Origin of the sequence: Rhodanobacter sp. A1T4, assembly GCF_014207185.1 — a bacterium.
Lineage (GTDB): Bacteria > Pseudomonadota > Gammaproteobacteria > Xanthomonadales > Rhodanobacteraceae > Rhodanobacter.
In genome coordinates this window covers 233,280-257,839 of sequence record NZ_JACHCP010000005.1, presented here as the reverse complement: position 1 = coordinate 257,839, position 24,560 = coordinate 233,280, and the positions used below count along the sequence as shown (strand labels likewise).

The 24,560-nt window shown below is 60.8% G+C and carries 19 protein-coding genes; 5 read left to right on the top strand and 14 right to left on the bottom strand.

Annotated features, from left to right (window positions below; all coding sequences use genetic code 11):
* Positions 1-13: 13 nt before the first annotated feature.
* Genes HDE80_RS11965 through HDE80_RS11955 form a run of 3 tightly spaced genes read right to left on the bottom strand, consistent with a single transcriptional unit; the run spans position 14 to position 4,300 of the window.
* Complete coding sequence (locus HDE80_RS11965; RefSeq protein WP_184671138.1) at positions 14-736, bottom strand: phosphoadenylyl-sulfate reductase; 723 nt, start codon at positions 734-736, stop codon at positions 14-16.
* Positions 733-2,472, bottom strand: a complete 1,740-nt coding sequence (gene cysI / locus HDE80_RS11960; protein WP_184671136.1) for an assimilatory sulfite reductase (NADPH) hemoprotein subunit — start codon at positions 2,470-2,472, stop codon at positions 733-735. The genes HDE80_RS11965 and cysI overlap by 4 nt, the downstream gene beginning before the upstream one ends.
* A gap of 1 nt (position 2,473) precedes the next feature.
* Positions 2,474-4,300 carry an assimilatory sulfite reductase (NADPH) flavoprotein subunit gene (locus tag HDE80_RS11955; protein ID WP_184671134.1) on the bottom strand — a complete coding sequence of 609 codons (1,827 nt, stop codon included), beginning with the start codon at positions 4,298-4,300 and terminating at the stop codon, positions 2,474-2,476.
* A 171-nt stretch (positions 4,301-4,471) separates the two neighbouring features.
* Here HDE80_RS11955 and HDE80_RS11950 point away from each other — a divergent pair, with 171 nt between their 5' ends.
* A complete protein-coding gene (locus HDE80_RS11950; RefSeq protein ID WP_184671132.1) occupies positions 4,472-5,224 on the top strand; it encodes a sulfite exporter TauE/SafE family protein in 753 nt (250 codons plus the stop codon).
* Positions 5,225-5,372: 148 nt separating this feature from the next.
* Here the strand turns inward: HDE80_RS11950 and HDE80_RS11945 are convergent, their stop codons facing one another.
* From HDE80_RS11945 to phnG, 8 genes are all read right to left on the bottom strand, one after another.
* A complete protein-coding gene (locus tag HDE80_RS11945) occupies positions 5,373-7,055 on the bottom strand; it encodes a hypothetical protein (protein ID WP_184671130.1) in 1,683 nt (560 codons plus the stop codon).
* Positions 7,056-7,431: 376 nt separating this feature from the next.
* The gene (locus HDE80_RS11940) at positions 7,432-8,574 is read right to left on the bottom strand and encodes an alpha-D-ribose 1-methylphosphonate 5-triphosphate diphosphatase (RefSeq protein ID WP_184600052.1); all 1,143 of its coding nucleotides are present in this window, start codon (positions 8,572-8,574) and stop codon (positions 7,432-7,434) included.
* Between the two features lie 22 nt (positions 8,575-8,596).
* On the bottom strand, positions 8,597-9,349 hold the full coding sequence (phnL, locus tag HDE80_RS11935) for a phosphonate C-P lyase system protein PhnL (RefSeq protein ID WP_221437542.1): 753 nt from the start codon (positions 9,347-9,349) through the stop codon (positions 8,597-8,599).
* Complete coding sequence (gene phnK / locus HDE80_RS11930) at positions 9,346-10,116, bottom strand: phosphonate C-P lyase system protein PhnK (protein WP_184600053.1); 771 nt, start codon at positions 10,114-10,116, stop codon at positions 9,346-9,348. The genes phnL and phnK overlap by 4 nt, the downstream gene beginning before the upstream one ends.
* Positions 10,113-10,952: an alpha-D-ribose 1-methylphosphonate 5-phosphate C-P-lyase PhnJ gene (locus HDE80_RS11925; protein ID WP_184671129.1), complete on the bottom strand. Its 840-nt coding sequence runs from the start codon at positions 10,950-10,952 to the stop codon at positions 10,113-10,115. Before HDE80_RS11925 ends, phnK begins: the two co-directional genes overlap by 4 nt.
* Positions 10,949-12,049 (bottom strand): carbon-phosphorus lyase complex subunit PhnI, encoded by a 1,101-nt coding sequence (locus tag HDE80_RS11920; RefSeq protein ID WP_184671127.1) that lies wholly within the window; start codon positions 12,047-12,049, stop codon positions 10,949-10,951. The genes HDE80_RS11925 and HDE80_RS11920 overlap by 4 nt, the downstream gene beginning before the upstream one ends.
* Positions 12,050-12,625: a phosphonate C-P lyase system protein PhnH gene (phnH, locus tag HDE80_RS11915; protein ID WP_184671125.1), complete on the bottom strand. Its 576-nt coding sequence runs from the start codon at positions 12,623-12,625 to the stop codon at positions 12,050-12,052.
* Positions 12,625-13,074 (bottom strand): phosphonate C-P lyase system protein PhnG, encoded by a 450-nt coding sequence (gene phnG / locus HDE80_RS11910; protein WP_184671123.1) that lies wholly within the window; start codon positions 13,072-13,074, stop codon positions 12,625-12,627. Before phnG ends, phnH begins: the two co-directional genes overlap by 1 nt.
* A gap of 131 nt (positions 13,075-13,205) precedes the next feature.
* Between phnG and phnF the strand changes: the two genes are divergently transcribed.
* From phnF to phnN, 3 genes are read left to right on the top strand one after another with little or no spacing between them, the layout of a single operon-like run.
* Positions 13,206-13,937 carry a phosphonate metabolism transcriptional regulator PhnF gene (gene phnF / locus HDE80_RS11905; RefSeq protein WP_184671121.1) on the top strand — a complete coding sequence of 244 codons (732 nt, stop codon included), beginning with the start codon at positions 13,206-13,208 and terminating at the stop codon, positions 13,935-13,937.
* Complete coding sequence (locus HDE80_RS11900; protein ID WP_184671119.1) at positions 13,937-14,605, top strand: DUF1045 domain-containing protein; 669 nt, start codon at positions 13,937-13,939, stop codon at positions 14,603-14,605. Before phnF ends, HDE80_RS11900 begins: the two co-directional genes overlap by 1 nt.
* Positions 14,602-15,147, top strand: coding sequence for a phosphonate metabolism protein/1,5-bisphosphokinase (PRPP-forming) PhnN (phnN, locus tag HDE80_RS11895; RefSeq protein WP_221437541.1), 546 nt, complete (start codon positions 14,602-14,604; stop codon positions 15,145-15,147). The genes HDE80_RS11900 and phnN overlap by 4 nt, the downstream gene beginning before the upstream one ends.
* A gap of 44 nt (positions 15,148-15,191) precedes the next feature.
* On the opposite strand, the gene HDE80_RS11890 is transcribed toward phnN, so the two are convergent.
* The 3 genes from HDE80_RS11890 to HDE80_RS11880 form a co-directional block, all read right to left on the bottom strand.
* Entirely contained in the window at positions 15,192-16,493 is a 1,302-nt protein-coding gene (locus HDE80_RS11890; RefSeq protein WP_184671117.1) for a DUF5690 family protein, read from the bottom strand.
* A 232-nt stretch (positions 16,494-16,725) separates the two neighbouring features.
* Positions 16,726-18,561, bottom strand: a complete 1,836-nt coding sequence (locus HDE80_RS11885; protein ID WP_184671115.1) for an alkaline phosphatase family protein — start codon at positions 18,559-18,561, stop codon at positions 16,726-16,728.
* A gap of 241 nt (positions 18,562-18,802) precedes the next feature.
* On the bottom strand, positions 18,803-22,123 hold the full coding sequence (locus HDE80_RS11880; RefSeq protein ID WP_184671113.1) for a penicillin acylase family protein: 3,321 nt from the start codon (positions 22,121-22,123) through the stop codon (positions 18,803-18,805).
* Positions 22,124-22,629: 506 nt separating this feature from the next.
* Here HDE80_RS11880 and HDE80_RS11875 point away from each other — a divergent pair.
* A complete protein-coding gene (locus tag HDE80_RS11875; protein WP_184671111.1) occupies positions 22,630-24,231 on the top strand; it encodes a CocE/NonD family hydrolase in 1,602 nt (533 codons plus the stop codon).
* The last annotated feature ends 329 nt before the right edge of the window (positions 24,232-24,560 follow it).

The following is a 24,560-nucleotide window of genomic DNA, read 5'->3' as shown; positions in this document are numbered from 1 at the left end:
ATGGTCGGTTCGGTTACGCGAGCTTGTGGATGCCACACTCGCGTTTGAGTCCGAAGAAACGGGTGTCCTCGGCTTCCATGCCGGGCTCCCAGCGGCGGCTGGTATGCCGGTCGCCGATCGACACGTAACCCTCGTCCCATAGCGGGTGATAGGGCAGGTCGTGTTTCTTCAGATACTCGCCGACGTCGCGATCGGTCCAGTCGGCGATTGGATGAAATTTCCAGCGTTCGCCGGGACGTTCGACAAAGTCGATCTCGGCGCGGCTGCGTGACTGGTTGCGACGCAAACCGGCAAACCAGCCGTGCGCGTCGAGCTCATCCAGTGCGCGCTGCATGGGCTCGACTTTGCGAATGTGGTTGTAGCGATCCAGCCCGTCGACGCCCTGTTCCCACAGGCGTCCGTAGCGCGCCTCCATCCAGCTGATGCCGATGCGCGGACGGTAGACCTTGAGGTTCAGTCCAAGCCGCTCGGTCAGCTCGTCGACAAAGAGGTAGGTTTCGGTGAACAGGTAGCCGGTATCGATCAGCACCACCGGAATATCCGGCTGCTGCCGCGTCACCATGTGCAGCGACACCGCCGCCTGCGCACCAAAACTGGACGACAGCACGTGTGGGCCCGGCGTATGTTTCAGCGCCCACGCCACGCGCTCTTCCGCACCCAGCGTGGCCAGTTCCGCGTTGATCCGCGGCAGCGCCTCGGGGTCATTCAGATCGAACGAAGGTTCCAGCCCGCTCATGCCACCACCTGCGAGGCAATGCGCCGCGACGGCAGCGGTGCGAGAACAGCGGCGCGCAGCAGAAAATCGCCAAAGCCTTCCGTGGCGGTGCGCTCGGCGGCGTAGCGTGCGAACAGTGGATCAAGCGCGTCGAGGATCGCCGCCTCGTCGATGTTCTCGCGATACACCTGGTTCAATCGCTCACCGCGGAAATCGGCACCCAGGCGCAGGTCATAGCGCCCCGGTCCGCGACCGACCAGGGCTATCTCGCCCAGGTATGGCCGCGAGCAGCCGTTCGGGCAGCCGGATAAACGCAGGAGAATCGGTGCTTCAATCAGGCCGTGGCGGTCGAGCAGAGACTCGAGTTTCGGTAGCAGCTCCGGTACATAGCGTTCGCTTTCCGCCATTGCCAGTCCGCAGGTCGGCAGGGCAACGCAGGCGACCGCGTGGCGACGGACGCCGCTCTGTTGCAAATAGCCGTCCAGATGATGCTCGCGCACAATCGCGTCGATGCGCGTACGATCGCCGGCCGCGACGTTCGCCACAATCACGTTTTGATTGCAGGTCATGCGGAAGTCGCCGGTGTGCACTTTGGCCAGCTCGCGCAGTCCGGTCAGCCAGCGACGCTCGCCGACGTCGGCCAGACGACCGGATTCGATATGCAGCGTGAGATGCCACTGACCATCGTGACCTTGTACCCAGCCGTAGCGATCGCCGTTGTGATCGAAGCTATAAGGGCGCACTGGCGCCAGCGCAAAGGCCAGGCGCGATTCCATCTCGGCCTTGAACGCATCCAGCCCGCGATGATCCAGTGTGTATTTCAGTCGTGCATGTTTGCGCTCGCTGCGGTTACCCCAGTCGCGCTGTACCGTTACCACCGCCTCGGCCACTGTCAACAGCTGATCGGGCGTAATGAAACCAATCAGGCTACCCAGTCGTGGGTAGGTGGAGTCATCGCCATGGGTCACGCCCATGCCGCCACCGATGGCGACGTTGAAACCGCGTAGCGCACCGCCCTCGATGATGGCGATCAGACCCAGGTCCTGCGCAAACACGTCGACATCGTTGAGCGGCGGAATCGCCAGGCCGATCTTGAACTTGCGCGGCAGATACGTTGGTCCGTACAGCGGCTCGTGATCCTTGACCGGCGGTTTGGCAAGCTTCGGTTCGCTGACCAGAGCTTCGCCGTCGAGCCAGATCTCGTGATACGCATGGGTCTTCGGCGCCAGCTCGTTCGACAGCATCGTCGCCAGTGCATAGGCCTCGGCATGCGCGGCCGATTCGATCGGGTTGGCCGTACTCACCACGTTGCGCACGACGTCGCCGCAGGCCGCGATGGTGCCGGCCAGTGACGCGTGGATCGCTGCGATGGTCGGCTTGAGGTTGCGCTTGATGATGCCGTGCCATTGAAACGTCTGCCGCGTGGTGATGCGCAGCGTGCCGTTGGCATGTTCACGTGCGATCTGGTCGAACACTAGCCACTGCGCCGGCGTCACCACGCCACTGGGCAGGCGCGCACGCAGCATGAAGGTGAACGCCGGCTCCAGCTTCTGCTTGCGTCGCTCGTCGCGCAGGTCGCGATCGTCCTGCAGGTAGCTACCATGGAATTTCAGCAGTTTGTTGTCGTCATCGCTGATCGCGCCGGTGATCGGATCGGCCAGACCTTCGACGATGGTGCCGCGCAGAAAGTTGCTGTTCGCCTTGACCCGCTCGAATTCGGACGGTGGTGCGGTAACCGGGATGGAGGTGGTCGTCATATCAGTACACGTCGCGGGCGTAGCGGCCCTGTTGCATGAGATCGGCGAGCCATGCGTTGGCATCGTCGGGAGAGTGGCCGCCATGCGTGGCGATCACGTCGAGTAGGGCGGCGTGCACGTCCTTTGCCATCTGCGTGGCATCGCCACACACGTAGAGGTGTGCACCGTTCTCCAGCCAGGCATACAGCTCGCGCCCGTGTTCACGCAGGCGCTGTTGCACATAGATTTTTTCGGCCGTGTCACGCGAAAAGGCGAGGTCGAGCTTGTGCAGTACGCCGCTCTTCAGCGCAGCCTGCCACTCGGTCTGGTACAGGAAATCCTGTGAAAAATGCCGGTTGCCGAAGAACAGCCAGTTGCGCCCGGTTGCCGCGCTTTCCTGGCGCTCCTGCACAAACGCGCGGAACGGTGCCACACCGGTGCCGGGGCCGATCATGATGATGTCGCGCGACGCATCGGCCGGCAGCCGGAAGCGATCGTTCGATTCGATGAATACCTGCACGACACCGTCTTCGTCGAGCGCGGCCAGAAACGACGATGCTGCGCCCCAGTGTCGGCTGCCGTGTGCTTCGTAATCCACCACGGCCAGGGTCAGATGCACTTCCTCGCCCACCTGTGCCTGGCTGGAGGCGATCGAATACAGCCGTGGCGTCAATGGCCGCAGTGCCGCAACGAGTGCCTGCGCTGACCAGGTCGTCGGATAGCGGCGCAGCAGATCGATCGGCTGTTCGTTGTTCAGCAGTTCGGCCAGCGCGGCCGAATGTTCTGGCTCCAGCGCGTGGGTCAATTCGTCGTGACCGCTGACTGCGGCCAGCGCCACGATAAAGGCGCGGGTGAGCCGGGTGATTTCGCGTTTGCGCTTCAGCCACAGCGCCAGCGGCAAGGTACGTCCGTCGTGCGTCACGTCGAGTCCGCCGTCCAGCCCCAGCGCGTCGAGCCATTGCGCCACGAGTGCCGGCGGATTGTGCGACCACACGCCCAGCGAATCGCCGGGTTGATACTGCAGGCCGGAGCCTTCCAGTGACAGCTCGATATGGCGAAGGTCGCGCCCGCTGTCACGTGCCACGATGCGCTGATTCGCCAGTACGGTGGCTTGGAAAGGCTGTTCGCGCGAGTGCAGGGCTTGTGTGACAGCTTCGTCCTGAACGCGCTGCACGCTATGCAGCGGTGTGACGCTGCTCGCCGTCTTCAGCAGCTCGCGTGCCTGCTCCAGCGTCTTTTCCAGCCAGGGCGTCGCCACCGTCTCGATATCGACATCGGCGGCGCCCAGTGGTGCAAAGCGCGTCGCGCCCAGCTCAGTCAGCCGTGCATCGAGTTGGTTTCCGATCGCGCAGAATTCGGCATAGCTCGAATCGCCCAGCCCGAGCACCGAAAATTGCAGGGATGGCAGCTTCGGCGCGCGCTTGCCGAGGATGAATTCGACCAGGCCGCGCGAATCATCCGGCGGCTCGCCCTCGCCCTGGGTGCTGATCACGATGGCCAGATAGCGCTCCTTCGCCAGCTCGCGCTGTGGATAGGCATCGGCGCGCAGCAGCTTCACCGGCAGGCCGGCGGCCTCGCTACGGCGGGCCAGCTGTTCGGCCAGTCGCTTGGCGTTGCCGGTCTGGCTGCCATAGACGATGGTTAGCGTCGTGGCCGCATTCTTGGCCGGGGTGGTTGCTGCCGTGATGGCGGGGCCACCACGCTGGGTTTGTGCCGCCAGTGAGGCGCTCCATGCGGCAACCCAGTAGAGCTCAGCCGGCGTCAGGCCCTCGGCCAGCTGATGGAGCTGGTCGAGCTTTCCGGCATCGAGCGTGCCTGCTGGAAGACCCGGGACAACGGCGGCTTTCACAATCTTCTCCTTTAGCCGTCCATACGACTAGACGCCCAAACATAAAGATTTCGTTGGCTGCGGTAAAAGGATCATTCGGCATGACCATATGCCCTTGGCTTATTTCACAAGACAACGCTTCATGCGGATACTTCGGGATCCTCACCATGTATGCCAGGTGCTGCGATACCGATGTCATCGCTCTCCGAATTTCTTGTCTTCGCGGCCGTCGGTGCGCTCGCCCAACTCGTGGACGGCGCCATCGGCATGGCTTATGGCGTGGTCTGTGCGGCGATGCTGCTGGCGCTGGGCCTGCCGCCATCGGTGGCCAGTGCCAGCGTGCACTACGCGGAAACCTTCACTTGCGGCGCATCCGGTATCAGCCACCTGATCGCCGGCAATGTGCGGCGACGCCTGTTCCTCGGCCTGGTGATTCCCGGCGTCATCGGCGCGGTGATCGGTGCCTACCTGGTTAGCCACCTGCCGGCAGCCTGGATACGCCTCGCGTTGACACCATACCTGCTCGGCGTAAGCATTTTTCTGTTGCTGCGTGTCCGACAGCGCATACACCACGACGGCAATGACGCGCCAACCACGCACCCCGCCCTGGGTCTGTTTTCAGGTTTTGCCGATGCAGCGGCCGGCGGTGGCTGGAGCGCCCTGACCGTCACCACCCTGATCGCCCGCGGCGCCAGGCCGCGCGTCGTCGTTGGCACCACGCACCTGGCCAAATGCGTGATCAGCGCTGCCGCCAGCGTCACGTTTCTGCTGCATGTCGGCGCCACCCAGCCCACGGCCGTGCTCGGACTCATCATCGGTGGCGTGGCCGCCGCTCCGTTCGGTGCGCTTTTTGCCCGCCGCCTGCCGGCGCGTGCCGTGACCATGCTCGCAGCGATCGCTGTGCTGGGCCTTGGTCTGAACAATGTGGTGAAGGCGTTTCATTAAAAGCGCCCGGCTACTTAATACCCCGGGAAAAGTCGCTGTCGTGACCTCCGCGCACTGACTCATCCGCTTGGCGTACACGCCGTGTTGGGTGTGAGCACCGATGCTGGTTAGGCATCGGCGCTCCGTCAAACGGTCAACTCAAGATCACTCAGTGCCAGCCGAACTTGGGAATCTCCGCATCGGGTGTGAATGACACACCACGGAGCGTTTCGCCGAAGCCCGCAGCACGCAACGTTACAAACTTCTCCTGCGCTGCCACTGATGCGCTGGTGTTTTTCACGTCATCTGTGATCGCAACGAGGCGGTTCGGATCGGCGCCCACATCGCCGTTACCACTGATGGTGGAGGTGATGGCCCAGATGGTTACGCGGCCAAGGCCATCAACGTGACCGGTGATGTTGCGCAGGCCGTCGGTTGCTGGTGCCCAGGGCAGGCTGGTGCCGGGATTATTGCCGGTTGGATAATTCCGCACGACGTAGGGCTGACCCAGGCCAAGATTGGTCTGCAGCGTATAGGCCAGCGACCAACGCTTGCTGGTCGTGTTGAACACCCACTTTTGCAGGCCAGCCGTCGCCTGCGCGGCAGCGTGCGTGTACAGATCGGTGCCTCCGCTATAGCCGTCACCTTCGTCAGCGACGTACAGCGTGTTCGCATCCGCAAACCAGACACCGAAGGGATAGCTTAGCGTCGTCGCCGTCTTTACTGGCGTGCTCGGGAAGCCGGCGAGCACGCACATATTGGTCGGCAGGCCCGTGGTCTGAAGCGTGGCCGCGTTGTAGCTCAGCGGCGCGCTGGGAAGCGGCGCGCCGGCGACCGGTACGCCAACGCCTTTCGGGCATGCCGTGCCTGTGGTGTCGACGAAGTAAACCGTGTTGACACCGTTGCTGCCGCTGCCTTTGGTGTAATAGACCACATCGTTGAATACGGTCATGCCGCGGAAGTTGTCGTCCTTGCCGATCTTGTCGGCTTTGTCGCCGAGCGCTGCGATCGAGAAGCTTGCCAGCGGTGTGGTCGTACCCGGCTTCTGTGCCACTTCGCGCAGATTCGCCGGTGTAATGAACTGCGCTCCGGCGCCAAGAATCACCCCGTTGGGCTGCGGATTGCTGCCGTCGCCGGCGTTGCCGCTGGTATAGAAATAGTTGGCACCATGGCGATCGTTCAAGATCGCCTGACGACCGTTGTTGCCGCTGTATGCATTGGTTTCGGTGAAATCGAAATTACCGTTGCCATCCACCGTGGCCACAGCGCGATAGAAATTCTCGCCCACTGGATTGGTTGGATCGACTGCACCCGGTGTATTGGAGTTGGAGACATCCACCGCATTCACCGGTGCGACGTAGCCCATGAACGTGAGGTACTTGTGATTGAGCGAGAGATGCAGACCAATTTCAGACTTTGAGCTGAAGCTGGTGACCAGCTGACCGGCCGGAGAATATGGATGCACGCTGTTAGGCACTTCCAGCGAGTTGATCAACCAGCCGTTGGGCGTGACCTGATCCAGATAGATACGCGAGGTGATACCGAACGCAGGGTCATACAAGACGTCGTTCCACACATAGGGATAGGTGCCGTCGTACGGCGCACCCGTCGAAGCACTGCAACCACCCGTGGTCGCTGCGCAGTTGATCGGCAGAATCTGTCCCACTTGCACGTTGCTCGCGTTGTTGTCGTAGACACTGCGACTGACCACCAAGTTACCCGGCCAGAAATGAAAGCTCTGCTCAGGCGAAAAATCATTGGCACAAGCGATGCTGCTTGCCGCAAGCGTGGTAAACGTCAAAGCCGTCAGCAGAAGCCGACGGTTGAAACGGCTGGACAGAATCTTCGTCATCGTTATCTCCGAATTGGGTTTGAGCAAAGGTCAAACGCACGCACATAGCTCATTCAAAGTAGCGACGGTCAATGAAGTATTTTTGACAATGGATTGATGATTGAACGTGCAACGAGACGCATACGCATTCGAAATATATTTCGCCAGGCAAACGGAATGCTAAGCGGGCTGGTGCGAGCAAGTGGATCAATCCCACGGCACGTGCAGATGGCCGTTCGAGCGCCTGATCACCAGTGCCTTTCTATGGCCTGCATCGCAAACAACAGGCAAAAAGAAACCCCGCTTGGGACGGGGTTTTAATTGGAGAGTGCGCGGCACTATAGCGTTCCAATGTGACAGCTTCGCTTGGTTCTGCGCCGGTCATACCCGGCGCTACTCAGAAAGAACGTTCACCGCGAACCCAGACATGCCGCACGATGGGTAAGCCATCCACGGCCCGCATGCGCACCACGTCCGCACGATAGCCGGGTTTGAGCTGACCACGATCGCTGAGACCGAGCACCTTTGCCGGATTACCTGCGACCGTGGCGACGGCGCGCGGCATGGACCAGCCTGCCTGGGTGTGCAGCATGAAGGCGCCATGCAACAGACTGGCCGGTACGTAATCGGATGACAGCAGATCGAGACGATCAGCCTTGGCCAGCTCCAGCGCGGCGACATTGCCGGAATGCGAGCCACCACGCACCACGTTGGGAGCTCCCATGACCGTGGACAAGCCGAGCTCGCGGGCGGCATCGGCGGCAACCTGCGTCGTGGGAAATTCGGAAATGGTCACGCCAATGCGTTGGGCATGCGCCACTTGCTGCGCATCGGTGTCGTCGTGGCTGGCCAGTACGACGTCTCTGCCGCGGACGAGGTCGAGCACCGCCTTTTCGTGACGCGCGCTATAGCTGGCCTGTTGATCGACACGACGCTTCACGACCTCGGCGAATTCGTCCTCGGTCCATGTCGTGTGATTCTTGCTGTAGTACTTGCGGTACTGCTGGATGTCGCGGTACTGGCGCTGTCCCGGTGTGTGATCCATCAACGACAGCAGGCGCACGCTGTTGTGGTTCATCAGTGGTTCCAGCGCCTCGAGCAGTCGCGGGTAGGCGAGCTCGCAGCGCAGGTGGATCCAGTGATCAGCACGCAGTGCGCCGCTGGCCTGGCCGGCGAGGATGGCATCGTAGGTGCTGCGCAGCGTCTCGATGCGCACGCTTTCCTCTTCCAGGTCGCCCACCGACAAGGCATCGAACACGGTGGTGATGCCGGAGGCGACGATTTGCGCGTCATGGGTAAGTACGGCCGGAAGCGCTGGCCAGATCACACCGGCGCGGGGCATCAGGTGTTTTTCGAGGTTATCGGTATGCAGTTCGATCAGGCCGGGAATCACGTAATCGCCATCGCAATCGATGGCGCCGGGAGCCTGCGTCGATCCTTCATCCACGAGCCGAATAAAGCCATTTCGGGCAATCAAAGTGCCGTGCACGACGCTATCGTCGAGCACGATACGGGCATTGGTCAGAACGAAATCATTCATAAAAGGAGCCGATGAGTTGAGATCAGGCGATCTGGAGAGGATGCATGGGAAACAGGCGCGTTGCGACGCGGTCGCGCATGTCCTCGTCGTGGAAAATGCCGAGTACCGCAGAGCCGGCCTCGCGCGCCTCTTCCAGCAGTTCGGCGACGACGCTGCGGTTGTCCGCGTCAAGCGAGGCCGTCGGCTCATCCAGCAGCAGTAGCGGGCGCGACACGATCAAGCCGCGGGCGATGTTCACGCGCTGCTGTTCGCCGCCAGAGAACGTGCCAGGCGGCAATCGCCATAGGCGCTCGGGGACATTCAGCCGATGCAGCAGCGCGCCGGCACGTTGCCGCGCTTCGGGCAAGGACAAACCCGCTTCGATCAGCGGTTCGGCAACGATGTCCAGCGCCGGCACACGCGGAATGACCCGTAAAAACTGGCTGACGTAGCCCAGCGTGCGCCGACGTACCTCCAGCACTTGATGCGGTGTGGCCTCGGCGAGATCGAGCCAGTCGCCGTCGTGACGCACGCGAACCGCGCCACGGCTTGGCCGATAGTTCGCATAGATCACGCGCAGCAAGCTGCTTTTGCCCGCGCCGGAGGGGCCTGACAGCACCACGCATTCGCCGGCGTGCAGGGTCAGCTCGACATCATCGAGCACATCGAGACGGGCGCCATGCTGATGATGCAGTTCGAACGATTTACCCAGGCCGCGTAGTTCGAGCATGGGCGAGGCGAAAGCAGTGACAAGAGGCGCGGCGATGGCGGAGGCGGTCATGGCAGAAGCGGTCATGTGGTCAGCACCGAGGAAACGAGCAATTGGGTATAGGGGTGCTGCGGGTCGTCGAGAATCTGATCGGTGAGCCCGGTTTCGACGACGCGGCCGCCTTGCATCACCATCGTACGTGCGGCCAGCAGACGCGCCACGGCGAGATCATGGGTGACCATCACTGCAGCGAGTCCGAGTTCGTTCACCAGCCGGCGCAGCAGGTCGAGAATGCGTGCCTGCACCGATACGTCGAGGCCCGCTGTCGGCTCATCCATGAACACCAATCGTGGCTGGGTGACCAGGGTGCGGGCGATCTGCAGGCGTTGTTGCATACCGCCGGAGAAGGCCGTCGGCGCATCGTCGATCCGCGCCGGATCGATCTCGACCCGTTCCAGCCAGCCTTTGGCGATATCGCGCAGCTGACCGTAATTGCGCATGCCCATGGCCATCAATCGTTCGGCCACGTTTGCACCGGCGCTGACGTTGAGGCGCAGGCCATCGCGAGGATTCTGGGTAACGAACCCCCATTCCTCACGAGCCAGGCGCCGGCGGTTGGCCTCGCTCAGTTCCTCCAGATCCAGCCAGTCGCCATCGCGCTGGTGGTAGCGCACTGAACCCGAACTTGGAGCGAGTTGTGCCGCGGCAGTCTTGAGCAGGGTCGATTTACCCGAGCCCGACTCGCCGACGATGCAAAGCAACTCGCCTGGATGAAGGTCGAAGCTCACGTCCTGACAGCCGATACGCTGGCCGTAGTGATGGCTCAATCCACGTACTTGCAGCAGGGCGCTCATGCGGCTTGCTCCGCGCGACGCTGGCGGCAGTAATCGGTGTCGGAGCAGACGAACATGCGCGAGCCACGATCGTCCACGACTACCTCATCCAGATAGCTTTCATCCGAGCCGCACAGTTCGCACTGGTGCTCCCAGCGCTGGATCTCGAATGGGTGATCGTCAAAGGCAAGGCTTTCGACCTTCGTGTAGGGCGGAATTGCATACAGCCGCTTCTCACGACCTGCGCCAAACAGCATCAGCGCTGGCGAGTGGTCGAGCTTGGGATTGTCGAACTTCGGGATCGGCGACGGCGAAGTGAGAAAGCGGCCGTCGACCAGCACGGGATAGTCGTAGCTGGTGGCAATGTGCCCGTACTGGGCGATGTCTTCGTACAACTTCACGTGCATCAATCCGTAGTCGGCCAGCGCATGCAGGGTGCGGGTTTCTGCCTCGCGTGGTTCCAGTGTGCGCAGCGGTTCCGGCTCGGGTACCTGGAACACCAGGATCTGATCTTCCCGCAGCGGTGTTTCAGGAATGCGGTGGCGGGTCTGGATCACGCTCGCCTCCGTCGTGCGCTCAGTGGTTGTCACTCCGGCCACGCGGGCAAAGAAGCGGCGGATATTCACCGCATTGGTGGTGTCGTCGGCGCCCTGGTCGATCACCTTCAGTACATCGTCCGGTCCCAACAGCGCTGCCGTGAGCTGGATGCCGCCGGTGCCCCAGCCATACGGCAGTGGCATTTCGCGGCTGCCAAACGGCACCTGATAGCCGGGAATGGCCACCGCCTTGAGCAGGGCGCGGCGCAACATGCGCTTGGTATTCTCGTCGAGGAAGGCAAAGTTGTAGTTCGACGTCATGACGAGGTCTCCTGCGCCGCTGTTTCTTCGGCGTTGAGGTGCTGTGCGTGTTGTTTGCTCAGCGTGCGCAGCAGCGACAACTCGGCCTGGAAGTCCACGTAGTGCGGCAGCTTCAGGTGCTGCACGAAGCCGGAGGCCTCCACGCTATCCGAATGCGACAACACGAACTCCTGATTCTGCGCAGGCGCATACGCAGGTTCGCCGAGCTCGTCGCAACGCAGTGTACGATCGACCAGTGCCATCGACATCGCCTTGCGTTCGCCTTCGCCCATGCACAGGCCATAGCCGCGAGTGAACTGCGGCGGCAAGCCGTTGCCGCCATGAAACTGATTGATCATCTGGCACTCGGTCAGGGTGATCGAGCCGATTTCGATGGCGAAGCCGAGTTCTTCCGGACAGATCACAACGTCGACTTCGCCCATGCGGATTTCGCCGGCGAACGGATGGCTCTCGGCATACCCACGCTGGGTGGAATAGGCCATGCCCAGCAGAAACCCCTCGTCACCACGCGCGAGGTTTTGCAGGCGGGTGGCGCGATCGGCCGGAAACATCAGCGGTTCACGGGTGAGGTCGATGGGTTCGGGATCGACGCCGGCATCGATGCGTTCGATCAATGCTTCGGCATCGAGCAGGTCAAGCACGCGTGGCATGGTGTCTGGCAGCGGTGCCTCGGCCTGCAGCGGGCTGGTCGGCGCAGTCGATTCGAACTCAAGCAGGCGCTGGGTGTAGTCGTAGGTCGGGCCGAGCACCTGGCCGCCAGGGACATCCTTGAAGGTGCCGGAAACGCGACGACGTACGCGCATCGCATTGGTATCCAGCGGCTGGGTGTAACCAAATCGAGGCAGCGTGGTGCGATAGGCGCGCAACAGAAAAATCGCTTCGAGCATGTCGCCGGCGGCCTGGCGCATTGCCAGCGCAGCGAGCTCTTCATCGTACAGCGAGCCTTCCTGCATGACGCGGGCAACGCCCAGTCGCAGTTGTTCGCGGATCTGATCCAGCGACAATTCGGGTACGGTCAGATCGCCACGACGTGCTTCGGCGAGCAATTGCAGTGAGCGGGTAATGGCCTGCTCGCCACCTTTCACGGCAACGTACATTCAATCCTCCAAAACACGGGTCGTGCGTGGCAGCGCGACCATGCGCTGGCCAGAGATAAAGATCAGATCGACGCCTAATGGCAGCTGTGCGCTCATCGCGGCACGCTGTTGCCAGAACTCGCCTGGCAAGCCTTCGATCAACAGCTGTTCGACATCGCGGATACCGGGGCCGGCGAAGCGCTTGCCGGCGTTACCGCGAAAGCCATCGACTTGCATGATCAGCGTGGCCGAACGGTCCGGATAGCGCAGATCGCCATGGGCAAACATCGTCAACGGCGGCATCGACGCCGGTTCGGTGATCAGTGCGAAATCCGCATCGGCAGGGTCCTGCACCAACCGGACACCGGCGTGGAAGCGCAAATGCATTGCCACTGCATCATTGGGCTGTTGCAGCCAAAGGGTCGTGTCGGCATCGCACAGGGTGAGCAAGGCAGCCATGCTTGCCGGCAGGATCGGCGCGGGCGCGGGTGCCAATACAGGCATGGCGCGTGGAGCGATGGGGCGGGCCATGGCCTGCAGCAATTCGCGAAAGTTGCGCTGGCTGTCGAATACGGGATGGGCGAAGGCGGCAAGCATCATTCGCCCCGCACCACGGTAAAGAATTCCACCTTGCTGGCGGCGGCCTTGCGACTGGCAGCCTCGCGACGCCGATTCAGGGATTGGCGCAGGGGTTCCACGACTTGCACCTGCAAGCGTGGGCCTTGCTCGGCATCCTGCATCAAGGCATCGGCACAGGCGGCCAGTTCGGCGTGACGACTGTTACTGCCGCGTACCCATGCATGACCGATGCGTTCACCGATCTGCACGCTACAGCGGGTCACGCTGACCTCGCCGAGATTGAACTGCGGACCGGTGCCGCCGACACGGCCGCGCAGCATGTACAGGCCGGTCTGCGGCGGGCGCAGCCAGGTGGTGGCATCGACGGGTGGCGCAAACGCTTCCATGGCTGTCGCCAGTTCGGCCGGTTCGGCTTGTGCCAGCAATGACATCCATTGCGCGCGCGCCAGGTGGGTGGGGGTGTCCATGGTTCGTTCCTAGGCTTGTCACAATTGTCTAGTTATCTATACAGACCGGGACGCGGAGTCCCGTTGCAGTGCATTCCAGCAGATCAGCGTGCCGCTGCCATGACGGTGAATAGACAGGTGAGCGAGGTCGTATGAGCGAAATAGAGCGCGGACGTGGGGTGGCGCTATGGAGCCAGATTGGCGACATCCTGGCTGAAGACATTCTCAAGGGCCGGTTGCGGCAGGGCGAGATGTTGCCATCGGCGCAGGAGCTGGCGACCCGTTTCGAGGTCAACCGGCACACTGTGCGCCGAGCCATGGCTGCATTGGAGCAGCGCAATCTTGTGCGCACCGAGCAGGGGCGTGGCACCTTCGTACAGGAACAGACGCTGGACTACGCGATCAGCCGGCGCACTCGCTTCACCCAGAACATGCGCAACCTCAATGTGGACACTGAAATCGAGTTTCTGGAGGACGCACGCGAGATTCCGCCGACGCAGGTGGCCGAGGCGCTGGGTCTGGGGCGCAACGAATATGTCTATCGCATCGATACCCTGAGTCATGCTGACGGTCACATCGTCGATCACAGCACGGCGTACTTCCCGGCGGCACGCTTTCCCGGCCTGCCGGCGGTGTATCGGCGCACACGGTCGGTCACCAAGACCCTGAATGAGTTCGGCATCAACGATTACATGCGCAAGCACACGCGCGTTTCCGCGCGCTTGCCCGAAGCCACGACGGCACGACTGATGAAGCAACCGCAAGGGCGACCCGTGCTGCATGTGCAGTCGATCAACGCCGATCCGCGTGGCGTGCCGTTGCAGTACGGCATCACCCGCTTCTCCGGTGACTGGGTGCAGCTCGTCTTGATGGCCGACGACTGATGCGCTACGCGATTTACTACTGCCCCACCGCCGACACTGCACTGGGGCGTCTGGGCCATGACTGGCTTGCTACATCGAGCACTCTGCCGGGTGTCAGCACGGAACGGCGGGCTGCCTTGCTGGCCGATGTTCGCCGTTACGGCTGGCATGCGACGATCCGCGCCCCGTTCACACCGGTAGTGGGCGTTACCCATGACGATGTGCGTCGCGCCGTGACGGCGCTGGCGCATGCCTTCGGATCGTTCGAATTGTCGTTGCGACTCGATCGGCTGGCTGATTTTCTTGTGCTGCGCCCGACTATGGACGGCGGTCAGGAACGCGCGCTGGCCGCGGTTTGCCTCGACGTATTGAAACCCTTGTGCACACCGCTGGCGGGCGACGCGCTCGAGCGCCGCAGTGCCGGTCTCGATGCGGATGAACTCGCCTTGCTGCAAAAACATGGCTACCCCTACGTGCTCGGTCGCTATCGTTTTCACCTGACCTTGTCCGCGCCCGCCAGCGAGCCTGAAGAGCAGGCCATGCGCCAGTGGTTTGAATCGCGAGTGGCCGCGCTGCCGCCGACGCGAATCGATGCGTTGTCGATCTGTCGAGAAGCCACGCCGGGCGCCGCGTTCGAGTTGCTCGAACGGATTCCGTTGGTCGCGTCGGGCATGGGGCACACGTCGTGAATGAAGGACGCCTGTATTACGTGATGGGCCCATCGGGCGCAGGCAAGGACAGCGTGCTTGCCTGGGTCCGTGCGCATGGCGTTTCGCACGACGTGCTTTGCGCACACCGCTACATCACCCGACCGGCGCATGCCGGCGGCGAAAATCATGTGGCGCTGAGCGAGGCAGAGTTTCTGCTGCGTGCAGAGCGCGGTCTGTTCGCGCTGACCTGGCAAGCGCATGGGCTGCACTACGGCATCGGCCGCGAAATCCAGCACTGGCTGGAACGCGGCGCCAAGGTATTGGTGAACGGTTCGCGCGATGCCTATCCGCAGGCACGTGAACGCTTTCCTTCGTTGCAGCCGGTGGTGATCACCGCCAGTCGCGAAACCATCGCTGCACGCCTGGCGGCGCGCGGTCGTGAGAGCGATGCGGATATTGCCCAACGGCTGGCGCGCCGCGATGCCTATCAGGCGCCACCTGGCGCACTGATTATCCACAACGACGGCAGCCTCACCGACGCCGGCGCCACGCTGTTGAAAGCCATAACGCAATCACACTGAGTCGAGAAGGCGCCGTTGTTGACGACATCCCTGGATGCAATGACTCAGGCGAGTGTCGGCATCACGGCTGGCATATCGGTACGCCGGGTCTTGGCCTTGAAATAGAAGGCCGAACTGAGGGTAATCAGCATGCCGATGCTCGACAGTGCAACCACGGTACTGGCGTAGAACGCGGCCCACGACAGATGCACGCCGCTGAATTCCTTGAACAAAATGATGGCGACGCTGCCCATATACCCACTGGCATCGGAGATATACATGATGAAACCGACGTTGCCGGCCACCTGGAAGCTTGCCAGCATGCGTTCGAAGAACGTGCAGTTGTACGGCACGTAAGCGAGGTACAGGCCAAAACCGCTGCCACCGACCCACCACACCGGATCGATCAGCCCCATGCCGTGCAGCCAGGTGGTGATCAACGCAATGGCGAAGCCGCCGAAAATCATCACGTGATTGAGCATCAATGCCTTGAAATTGTCGCGCACGGCCATCGTGCAGGCGGTGATCAGCAGCACGGCGATTGCAATCGGCACCTCGGTTTGCGTGAATACCGCCGCGCTATTGCCGCGACCAAGATCGGCCCAGATCTCGGCCGCGAAATTGTCGCGAAAATCGCGCATCACGGTGAGTGCGATGTACGCCATCACGATCATGACCACGGCGGGTAGAAAACGCGCCAGAAACGCGCTGCGGCTCTTCGCGTCCATCGGCATGCGCGCGCTGCGAGCGGCCATATCCTCGGCACTCGGTGCAGGCAGGCGTTCGAGCATCCAGGTAGCGAGGCAGAGCGGTGGCACGAACACCAGACCGGTGGCAAAAGGCATCCAGAACTCGCTGACTCCGTACCTCACCATGAGGTATTTGCCCACGGTTTTCACCACGCCGGACGCGACGATAAAGCTGGCGCACATGAAAGCACCCATCAACTCGGTGCCGCGCCGACCCTCGATGTAACCGAATATCACGCCCCACACCATGCCCAGCGGCAATCCGTTGAGAAACAGGCAGGCGATATTCCACGGTGCAGGAATCAGCGCAAAGCCAAGCAGCGCCAGCCAGGAAAAGCCGATCAATCCGGCCAGCGCGCGGGCACGATTCTGCCGCTGCATCTCGGCGATCCAGGTAATGCCCCGAACCTTGCTGAGCATGTAACCGAAGACCTGGGCGATGACCAGCCACACCTTGTAATCGACGCCGGCGAAATGCAGGCCGGTAAATTCGGCTGCCGTGAACGGCTTGCGGAACGCATACATCGAGGCATACGCCAGGAACGCAGCGCCGCCGGCGAGCAGATTGATCGCCATCCGATGACGATATTGGCCAGAAAGCCAGGAGGCGACGCGCATGCAGACAACCCTCGACAGAATGCCGAGCATGGTGTGGCTGGCACATGACAGCGTCGTGGCGATGTCTAGGCCGGAGCCAGGATCTGGCGCTCTACGGAGCAAACCTCACGACCCTGCGTACCGAAAGGCGAACTCGCGCATTGCTGAAACGCTACTCAAGCGTGTCTGGAAAACACCTTGTCCCTGCCTTTGGACACGGGGGCAGGGAAGCATGCCTATGCAGAGCCACCCATCAGCGCGACACGCTGAAATTGACTGGGCCGGCCAGGGTGCTGTAACCGTTGTTGTATAGGAGATAAGCGGTGTAATTGCCTGGCGACAGACTTGACGTGTTGAAAGCGACATTGCCATTGGCCGTGGGAACGGCTTGCCAGATCACCGAGGCTTCAGATCCCGGTGTATCACCAGCGCTATAGATTCCCACCCAGTTGGTCGCGCTCGACGTGGCGCTAGTCGTCGAATAGTTGAATACGATATTTGCACCCTGCGGCACCGTCGATATCGCGGCAGTCAAGGTTGGTGTGGTCGACGTTGGTGTTGCTGGTGCTGGTGCGAACGCATCATTGATCGGCGTAGCGTAGGCGTCGTTGGCGGTAAACGCAGGGAGTCCCAACGCCTGCTCGATGGTGCGGCCCGTGCTGAAGTGGTTGTAACTCACGGAGCTTCCATAACCTGGCCGTACCAGGCCTTGTGAGTCCACCAGAATCGTTGCAATGTGATTGCCCAGCTCAGGAAACGCCAAAGGGTCCGAGGACTCATCCCAGGTAAGGACAAGCAGCGAACGCTGGCTGGTCCATGCGGGAGAGTTGAAGATCGGTTGCAGTGTCTGCTTCAACCATCCGTCTTGTACCTGCAAGCTCAACGACGATCCGTCGCCGGGTGCTTCGCCATCGTAGTAGTCGTCTGCCGCCAACCACGCAAAATTCGGCGTAGTGGCTGCGGATTGCAGGTCACTGGTCAGTTGCGTCGTATCAAAAAGATGGACTTGGCAGCGCGGTAAATTGTTGCTGATGTCGGTGAAATTGATGAACGGAAGCTCATCGGCTTCGAATTCCGAGTCGTACGTGTTGGTCGTGTTGCACGGAGTACCCATGCCCTGCCCATAGCCTTTCCAGGTCTTGCCGACGGCTTCGAGGCTGTCGCCAAGATTTGCCGTAGTGACATGGATGTTCGGGTAATAAATGGCTCCTTCGTCGAAATTGCTGCCGCCCGTGATGGCCAGGTAGTTTTGATCACTGGGATGGTAGGTTCCGCTGTAACCCATCAACAACGTGCCGCGATTGGCCAAGCTGTTCATAAAGGGCGCATCGGTCGTATCGCCGATGACTTCATCGAAGCTGGTGTTCTCCATCATGACCAAAAACACATGGTCATACTTAGGCACCGTAGACACCGGCGCGGTCAGAACCGGTGCGGGTACGGGCGTCGACAGGGTCAGTGACAGATTGTCGGCATAACTGTCGTTGTAGGAGTCATCGGGCGAGTCGAGAAACTGCACCAGCACCATGATCGAACGGGTGCCTTTGGGCAGCGTGTTGCTGATCGAACGCGCCAGAAAAGCGTTGCTGTAATTGCGTTGAGACGCGGTCACCGTGGGCATCTGCGCTGCTGATCCCAACGGTAGGCCATTCGCATCCAGAAAAGTCGCGCTTACTTGGGTGTACGCGCCGTAATACTCATAGCCACCCAGCCAGCCGGAGAGCGTGTAAGTCGTCGTACCGGCATCGATAGCCGCACTGGCCATCGATACATCGACGGTTTGAGTCAACGCTGAGTTGCCATAGGGGCCCGCAGCGATGAAGGCGTTGCCGCGCGCCGGCGTGCTGGGCGTAGTGAAATCACCGACCGAGTAGCACACCGCGCTCGGATTGCCCTGGAGTACGGTCCAACCCGGAACAGTCGTGACTGCTTCCCAGTCCGGGGTGCATGCAGCGGCTTCGCCGTCGCCATCAACCAGCAGATTGACACCGGAGTAAGTTGTTGGCGCTGCTGCAGCAATAACGCTGATCGGATACGCCGTAATGACCAACAGTGCTGCACGCAGAGCCGTTCCATGCCATTTCTTCATGGTCAATCATCTGTAGGCGCCCATCATTGGACGACTTAATCTGAAAGCTTTGCACTACGCGCAGATGACGGTTCCTGGACAATTCAACTGCCATGTATGGTGATGAATTACTTCGCCTGAGCGCTGCATCAGCCAAGTGCAAAACGCCAGTCGACTGCGCGCTGTCGCCAGGTCAACGGCGCGCAGAGATTTGGTATCGAGATTTGGTATCGAATGGTTAGCTGCTCGCATTTCCCCAAGGCTATTGGCGCCCGCTTTGCACCTCGATGACTTGCTGGTAACTCGGCCGGTTTTCCCATGGCATGGGCTGGGCAGGCAACGCACTGAAATCGGTTGGCGCGATCTCGTCGTAGGTTTCCACCGTGGCATTGCTGTCGCCGGCCATGTTGGGTAACTGGGTGCCGTTCCAATTGGCCATGTTCGAGATGCCGCCGAGATCGCTGATGGCGCTATCCAGCGCAGCAAGTACAGCATTGCGGCAATCAGTCAGCAGACCGGTGCCGGCGCATTTAAGCGTTTGGTAGTTGCTATGGCCAGGGGTGTTGAGCGCCATTTGCAACATCCGGTACATCGGCTGGTACCAGCCATATTCGTAGGCGGAACCCTGTGCACGTGGAGCGTCCTGGCGACAGAGCAGCACACTGCTGACGCAGCCACCGCTGAGTGATGCGGCGTCCTTATAAGGATCAAGCGCGTTGAGCTGCGAGGTTACCGTGGTCATCAGATGCAGATACCAGGCATCCATCAGTACCACGGCGGGCTGATTGTCGTAGGTGGTTTTGCCAGCGGTACCGGGGGTACGCGAACGGCGCCAGGCACCGAGACCCGGATTGCCGTTGATCCAGGCATTCGAGCTGCCATTCAAGGTGATGCCGTCGGAGGCAACGCCGGCCAGCCAGTTCCGCATTAATGCACCGGCTTGCATCTCGTCAGTGTTAAGCGAACCCTGCTGCATGATCTGCAGTAACAGCGGCAGCAGTTCCTGACCGCGTAGGTCGACATAGCCGGCGTCGGCCATGATTTCCTCGACATTGGCAAAATTGAATTTCTTGCCCGTGGCGAGGAAGTTCTGAAAGCGGACTGGCTCAATGTCGATGCGATGGATGGCGGCCCAATTGTAGTGATCGTCCGCCGCCCACCAGCCGGTCGCCGGCGAGTTGTTCCAGCTGGTGATGAAACCCTCGGGTGGATTCACCACCTGGGGATGCTGGGCGTAGGTCAGATAGTTCTGCCATTCGTAGTAGCCACCGTTGAGTGGGCCGCCGTTCCGCGCGACCGGCACCGTACGGCTAGGGAAAGGTACGTCACCACCGTTGTTGATGAAGTAGTCGGGATTATTTCGCAGGTAGCTGCTATCGCCGGCCCATTCAAAACGGCCATCGCCCCAGGAGGGCAGTTCCGGCGACTGTCCCGGATCGCGGACCGGCAGCAGACCGGTGGCGATGTAGCCGACATCTTTCTTGTCGACGTAGAGCCAATTGAAAGTGCCGGTATAGCCGTTCATCAGATGCTGGAAACTGCTCGCCCCGTTCACTGTCGGCGTCGAAACGAGTGCGAACATGGCCGTGCCATCCAGCTCACCGAAAAAGTTCGAGCGTTGCAGCGAGATGGCCACCGGCGCGCCATTGACCGTGGCGGTAGCGAACACCGGCCCGTAGTGGGTACGCAGAATGTAGCGATGCACCGCCTGCGGCAACAGCGAGCCGCCGGAAGCATCGGAGGCCAGTGTCGGCGTCGCCGTCCAGCTATCGGTGCGCTCGTAGAAACGGCGACACGACGGTCCCTTGCCGTCACCCAGGTCGTACAGATAGCCGTCAGCGCTGGGGAAGCCATTCACCAGCTTCAACGAAGGTGTCGAGCCATCCATGTTGCACATCTTGGAGACGCGGGTATCGACGATATCGCTGTCGTTGGAGGTCGCGCTCCAGGCATAGTCCACGCCACGGCCGATCAGCGCGTAAGGGATGCCGACAACGCCCATGCCGCGGCCATCAAAGTCCGTCGGTGTGCCGCCGGTGGAGTGCACCGCGAATTCCCAGATCAGGTGAGGTTGAAAGTAACCTATCTGCGGCCCCATCACGCCGATGGGGTGACCATCGACGGTATTGGCTGCCGTCACTGCCATCCAGTTGGACATGCTAAGCGGCATGCCCATGTTGCTCAGGGCATTGTGCAGCTTTGTGTAGGGGCCCATCGCAAGCTGGACCTGCGGGTGTTTGCCGAACGGAGATTGGCGCGCTGGCGTCGCTGCCGTGGGCTTGCTCTTCGAGCTGACCAGCAGCTGGGCAAGGGTCTTGATGTTTTCACCGGCGCTGTTGCCACCTTGTCGGCCGTCGTCAAGCAGCATATGCGCCAGAAGCGTTCGGCTGGCGTTATTCGCACTTGCCACGGCCGTGGTGGGAGTCGGTGGTAAATTCTCGTTGACGCCGTTGGCGTCGTAAGTATCAAAAACCTGGTAACTGCCCACGTCCCAGATGGCGGTACCTGCCGGCAGGGTCTGCGGGCAAGCTTCATTGAGGGTGGCGGGAGATTCCTGAAAGCGTGCGCTGACGGTGCGCGTGGCCTGTGGGTCGTTGGCATGGCGCAGGTCGCGCCACATTTGACAGGCGGCCACCGGTAGATTCAGGTTGCCGGAGGTGACGGTGGGATCCAGTTGCTGCAAGAAGCTTTCATTGGCGACTTCACCACCGCCGCCGACGGCGAAGATGGACTGAAGTAAAGTGACCGAGGCGACGACGTCGTTGCGAGTAAAGGCCGCGGGTGGAAACCCACCGTTCTTGAGTTCCGCGTATTCCGGTGGAATTTTCGAAAAGTTCTTGCCGAAGATCCAGAGTGTCGAGATATAGGCGTTGATCCCGGCAACGTACCCATCGACGTCCTGCAACATCATTACACCGAGGTTGCCGAATTTGGCCGGAACCTGGTTGACCATCTGCGTCAGTTCGTTCTCGCTATAGCCGGCAGTGTTCGTTATGGCGGCGTCATACTGGTAGAACTCCGGCGCCGGCCCAAGGAACTGGCTGAGCTGGCCGCGACCGAAATGGCGCAAGATGTCGAGCATCCATAGACGATCTTCGGCGGCAGCATAGCCGACACCGAACATGGAGTCCTGGCGATTGCTGGCGGTGATGAAGGGCACGCCCCAGCCATCGCGTTGAATGGTAACCGTGCCGCCGTAGCTGGTGGTCAGGGTCTCGGTGGAAGTCACCGTGTCCGGGGTCAAGCCGTCGTGCTTGAAATAGTTGCAGCCCTGATTCGAGGATGCGACGTGCTGCGAGATATTTGTAGGTGGCGCGCACGGTGTCGTCGTCAGACCTTGCTGTGCGTAGCTGAGATCGCCGTAGAGCGTGGCCTGGTCGTTGTAGTACCAGGGATAGACAGCGGGTGTGCCCGCTACCGGCAGGCCGACGCCACCCGCCGAATTGCCATTGCTGCCGGGGACGGCGACGTTCAAGTAGATGCTGTTGCCGTCGCCCGAAGAACTGCTTTGCGGTGAGCCGAAGCTGTTGGTGGACAAGGCCAGCAGCAACACCATGCCGCCAATAAGACTGCGTTTGTTCATTACCGTCTCCCCGCCAGAGTCCATGCCATGGTTGGTGCATGGAAATCGTTTCCGGCGAAGCGCGATATGGCATCGTGTTCCCCGGCGCCGACATGAATCTTGGCTTTTTCTCAACGCATTCCCTAACGATGCGCCAAGCGGCATGTCTCCCCTCGCATGATGAATCGCCAAGGGTGGGTATGCGTGAGGACAAATCGGGTCGATTCAGTATCTGACCGCCGACACTGCCGCTATTGCTGAAACTGGCTTGCCAGTTCTATCGAAGGTGTTGCCTTGCAGCGCAGCATGAGCGCGGTGTGTGTCGCGTTATTGGGACTAATTAGGTCAATTGAAGATGCCATGCGCTGCTGTGCTCGGCGTCACTCAAAAGTGCGTCACGATCAGCCACGTTCAATGGGGCGCAGATGTATTTAATTCGCCAGCCGCAGTGTGAGTGAGAGCGCTATTGCGTAGCTAGCGTGTTCGATTGAAACGGTAGTGTCCCAGGCAAATCAACGGAGGATGGTATGCGCAAATTCGCAAGCTTGTTCACCCTGTTCGTGCTGGCCATGACGATGGTTTTACCGACATCGGCTCAGACGCTTCCCGGTTCCATCCAATCGATTGCGACACCGGATGGTTTTCAGTTGGGGGCGTATGTTTCTGTCCCAACGGGTCATGGAAACGGGCCATTTCCATTGATCGTGATGCCCTCCAGTTGGGGGATTTCGTACATCGAGTACGTCGGACAGGCGAACGTATTGGCCAACGATGGTTACATCGTGGTTAGCTATAGTTCGCGCGGCTTTGATACGTTTTGCGCGATTAACCCATCGTGTGGATATATCGATATTGCAGGGCCTCTCACCGTAGGTGATGTCAGTACGGTCATCGATTGGGCGCTAGCCCATACGCCGGCCGATCCGAACAAGATTGGTGTCTCGGGCATTTCCTACGGTGCGGGAACGGGCCTTCTCGCTGCCGAACATGATTCACGCATCAAGGCGGTGGCCGTGATGAGTAGTTGGGCCAACCTTGAGGCCTCGCTCGATGCGAATCAGACACCGAGTGCGCAGGGTATAGGGGTGCTGTCACTGGACAGTTACCTCGGCAAGCCAGGGCCGCTGATGCAGCAGGTGAACCAGGATGTTCTGGCAGGCAATTTCGAAGGAGCCGTTCAGACCTTGTTGCCGGTTGCGGCGATGCGCGACCCGTCAAGCACGGTTGCCCAGCTCAATACGAATCATCCGGCGGTCTTTCTGGCCAACGATTTCGAAGACAGTCTGTTTGTGCCGAGCCAGCTGATCAATTTCTACAACCAGCTCACGGTACCGAAGATGATCATGTTTTCGCACGGCGATCATGCGACGGCTGAACTTCTCGGCGCAGTGGGCCTGCCTAATGAAGTCTATGCCGCGGCAACGAACTGGTTCGATCACTACTTGAAGAATGTGGACAACGGCATCGATACCCAGCCACCGGTGCAGCTCAAGTCGCAGACCAATATATGGAGCAGCTACGCCAACTGGAATGCGGTGCAGCAGGGGGCAATCACCTACCACTTGACCCAGCCAAGCGGGGTCCTTTTACCCACGGGTAGCCTGTCATCCAGTGCCGGCAACAGCTGGCAATACGGGATTATTGGTGGGTACCCGACCACCGCGACGTCGGGTGTGGCAATGCTCAGCGGTGCGCTGACAGGTTACTTGCAGCTGCCTCCAGCGGTCGAGCTGGCTACGATTTTTCGCACGAACGCTGCTGTCTGGACGGGACCGGTCTTTACCCGAACCCAGAATGTTATCGGACTGCCGTCGCTGCAAATCACGGTAACTCCGAGTACTCCACAGCTCACGCTGGTTGCCTATCTCTACAGCGTCGATCCGTGGACGGGACTGGGCGAGTTGATTAGCCAAAAGCCTTACACCCTTCTCAATGCAACACCGGGTGTGCCGCAGATCATCGACATGAATCTGGAAGCGACAAACTGGGAAATCGATGCGGGTCGGCAACTGGCGTTGGTCATCGATACTGCGGATCTGCGTTATGCCGGTGTCACACCGCTAAACAGCCATGTCACTTTCGGCTCTTCGGCAGCATCGCCTTCGACGCTGACGGTTTCATTGCATTGAAGTAGAGCCCATTCAGCCGGCTCCTTGGCAACACGCGGCAGGGCAGCTTCTTGCTCTGCCGCTAGGGATCATTTCAAAGACTGATAGCGAAGCTGCGGATCGCTACAGTCCGAAATTTGTTTGCAGAACAATCTCACGCATAGCACTCGCTCTGACGAGTGCCCACTGCCTTATACAAGCCTCTTCTCAACCGGAGAAGACGCATCGGCACTAGACAACCAGGCGGAGGGGTCTGTTTCTTGTCCGCAGCTTGTGACGCCATTGGCAATCGCCTGAAACGTCTTTGCGTTGTGCTACCCGTAAGCTGGAGTGCGGCGGCGGTTAACCCA

Bases quoted from the DNA above. Each gene is read 5' to 3' on its own strand.
- HDE80_RS11965 (WP_184671138.1), bottom strand. From the start codon at position 736: ATGAGCGGGCTGGAACCTTCGTTCGATCTGAATGACCCCGAGGCGCTG.
- cysI (WP_184671136.1), bottom strand. From the start codon at position 2,472: ATGACGACCACCTCCATCCCGGTTACCGCACCACCGTCCGAATTCGAG.
- HDE80_RS11950 (WP_184671132.1), top strand. From the start codon at position 4,472: ATGTCATCGCTCTCCGAATTTCTTGTCTTCGCGGCCGTCGGTGCGCTC.
- HDE80_RS11945 (WP_184671130.1), bottom strand. From the start codon at position 7,055: ATGACGAAGATTCTGTCCAGCCGTTTCAACCGTCGGCTTCTGCTGACG.
- HDE80_RS11940 (WP_184600052.1), bottom strand. From the start codon at position 8,574: ATGAATGATTTCGTTCTGACCAATGCCCGTATCGTGCTCGACGATAGC.
- phnL (WP_221437542.1), bottom strand. From the start codon at position 9,349: ATGACCGCTTCTGCCATGACCGCCTCCGCCATCGCCGCGCCTCTTGTC.
- phnK (WP_184600053.1), bottom strand. From the start codon at position 10,116: ATGAGCGCCCTGCTGCAAGTACGTGGATTGAGCCATCACTACGGCCAG.
- HDE80_RS11925 (WP_184671129.1), bottom strand. From the start codon at position 10,952: ATGACGTCGAACTACAACTTTGCCTTCCTCGACGAGAATACCAAGCGC.
- HDE80_RS11920 (WP_184671127.1), bottom strand. From the start codon at position 12,049: ATGTACGTTGCCGTGAAAGGTGGCGAGCAGGCCATTACCCGCTCACTG.
- phnH (WP_184671125.1), bottom strand. From the start codon at position 12,625: ATGCTTGCCGCCTTCGCCCATCCCGTATTCGACAGCCAGCGCAACTTT.
- phnG (WP_184671123.1), bottom strand. From the start codon at position 13,074: ATGGACACCCCCACCCACCTGGCGCGCGCGCAATGGATGTCATTGCTG.
- phnF (WP_184671121.1), top strand. From the start codon at position 13,206: ATGAGCGAAATAGAGCGCGGACGTGGGGTGGCGCTATGGAGCCAGATT.
- HDE80_RS11900 (WP_184671119.1), top strand. From the start codon at position 13,937: ATGCGCTACGCGATTTACTACTGCCCCACCGCCGACACTGCACTGGGG.
- HDE80_RS11890 (WP_184671117.1), bottom strand. From the start codon at position 16,493: ATGCGCGTCGCCTCCTGGCTTTCTGGCCAATATCGTCATCGGATGGCG.
- HDE80_RS11885 (WP_184671115.1), bottom strand. From the start codon at position 18,561: ATGAAGAAATGGCATGGAACGGCTCTGCGTGCAGCACTGTTGGTCATT.
- HDE80_RS11880 (WP_184671113.1), bottom strand. From the start codon at position 22,123: ATGAACAAACGCAGTCTTATTGGCGGCATGGTGTTGCTGCTGGCCTTG.
- HDE80_RS11875 (WP_184671111.1), top strand. From the start codon at position 22,630: ATGCGCAAATTCGCAAGCTTGTTCACCCTGTTCGTGCTGGCCATGACG.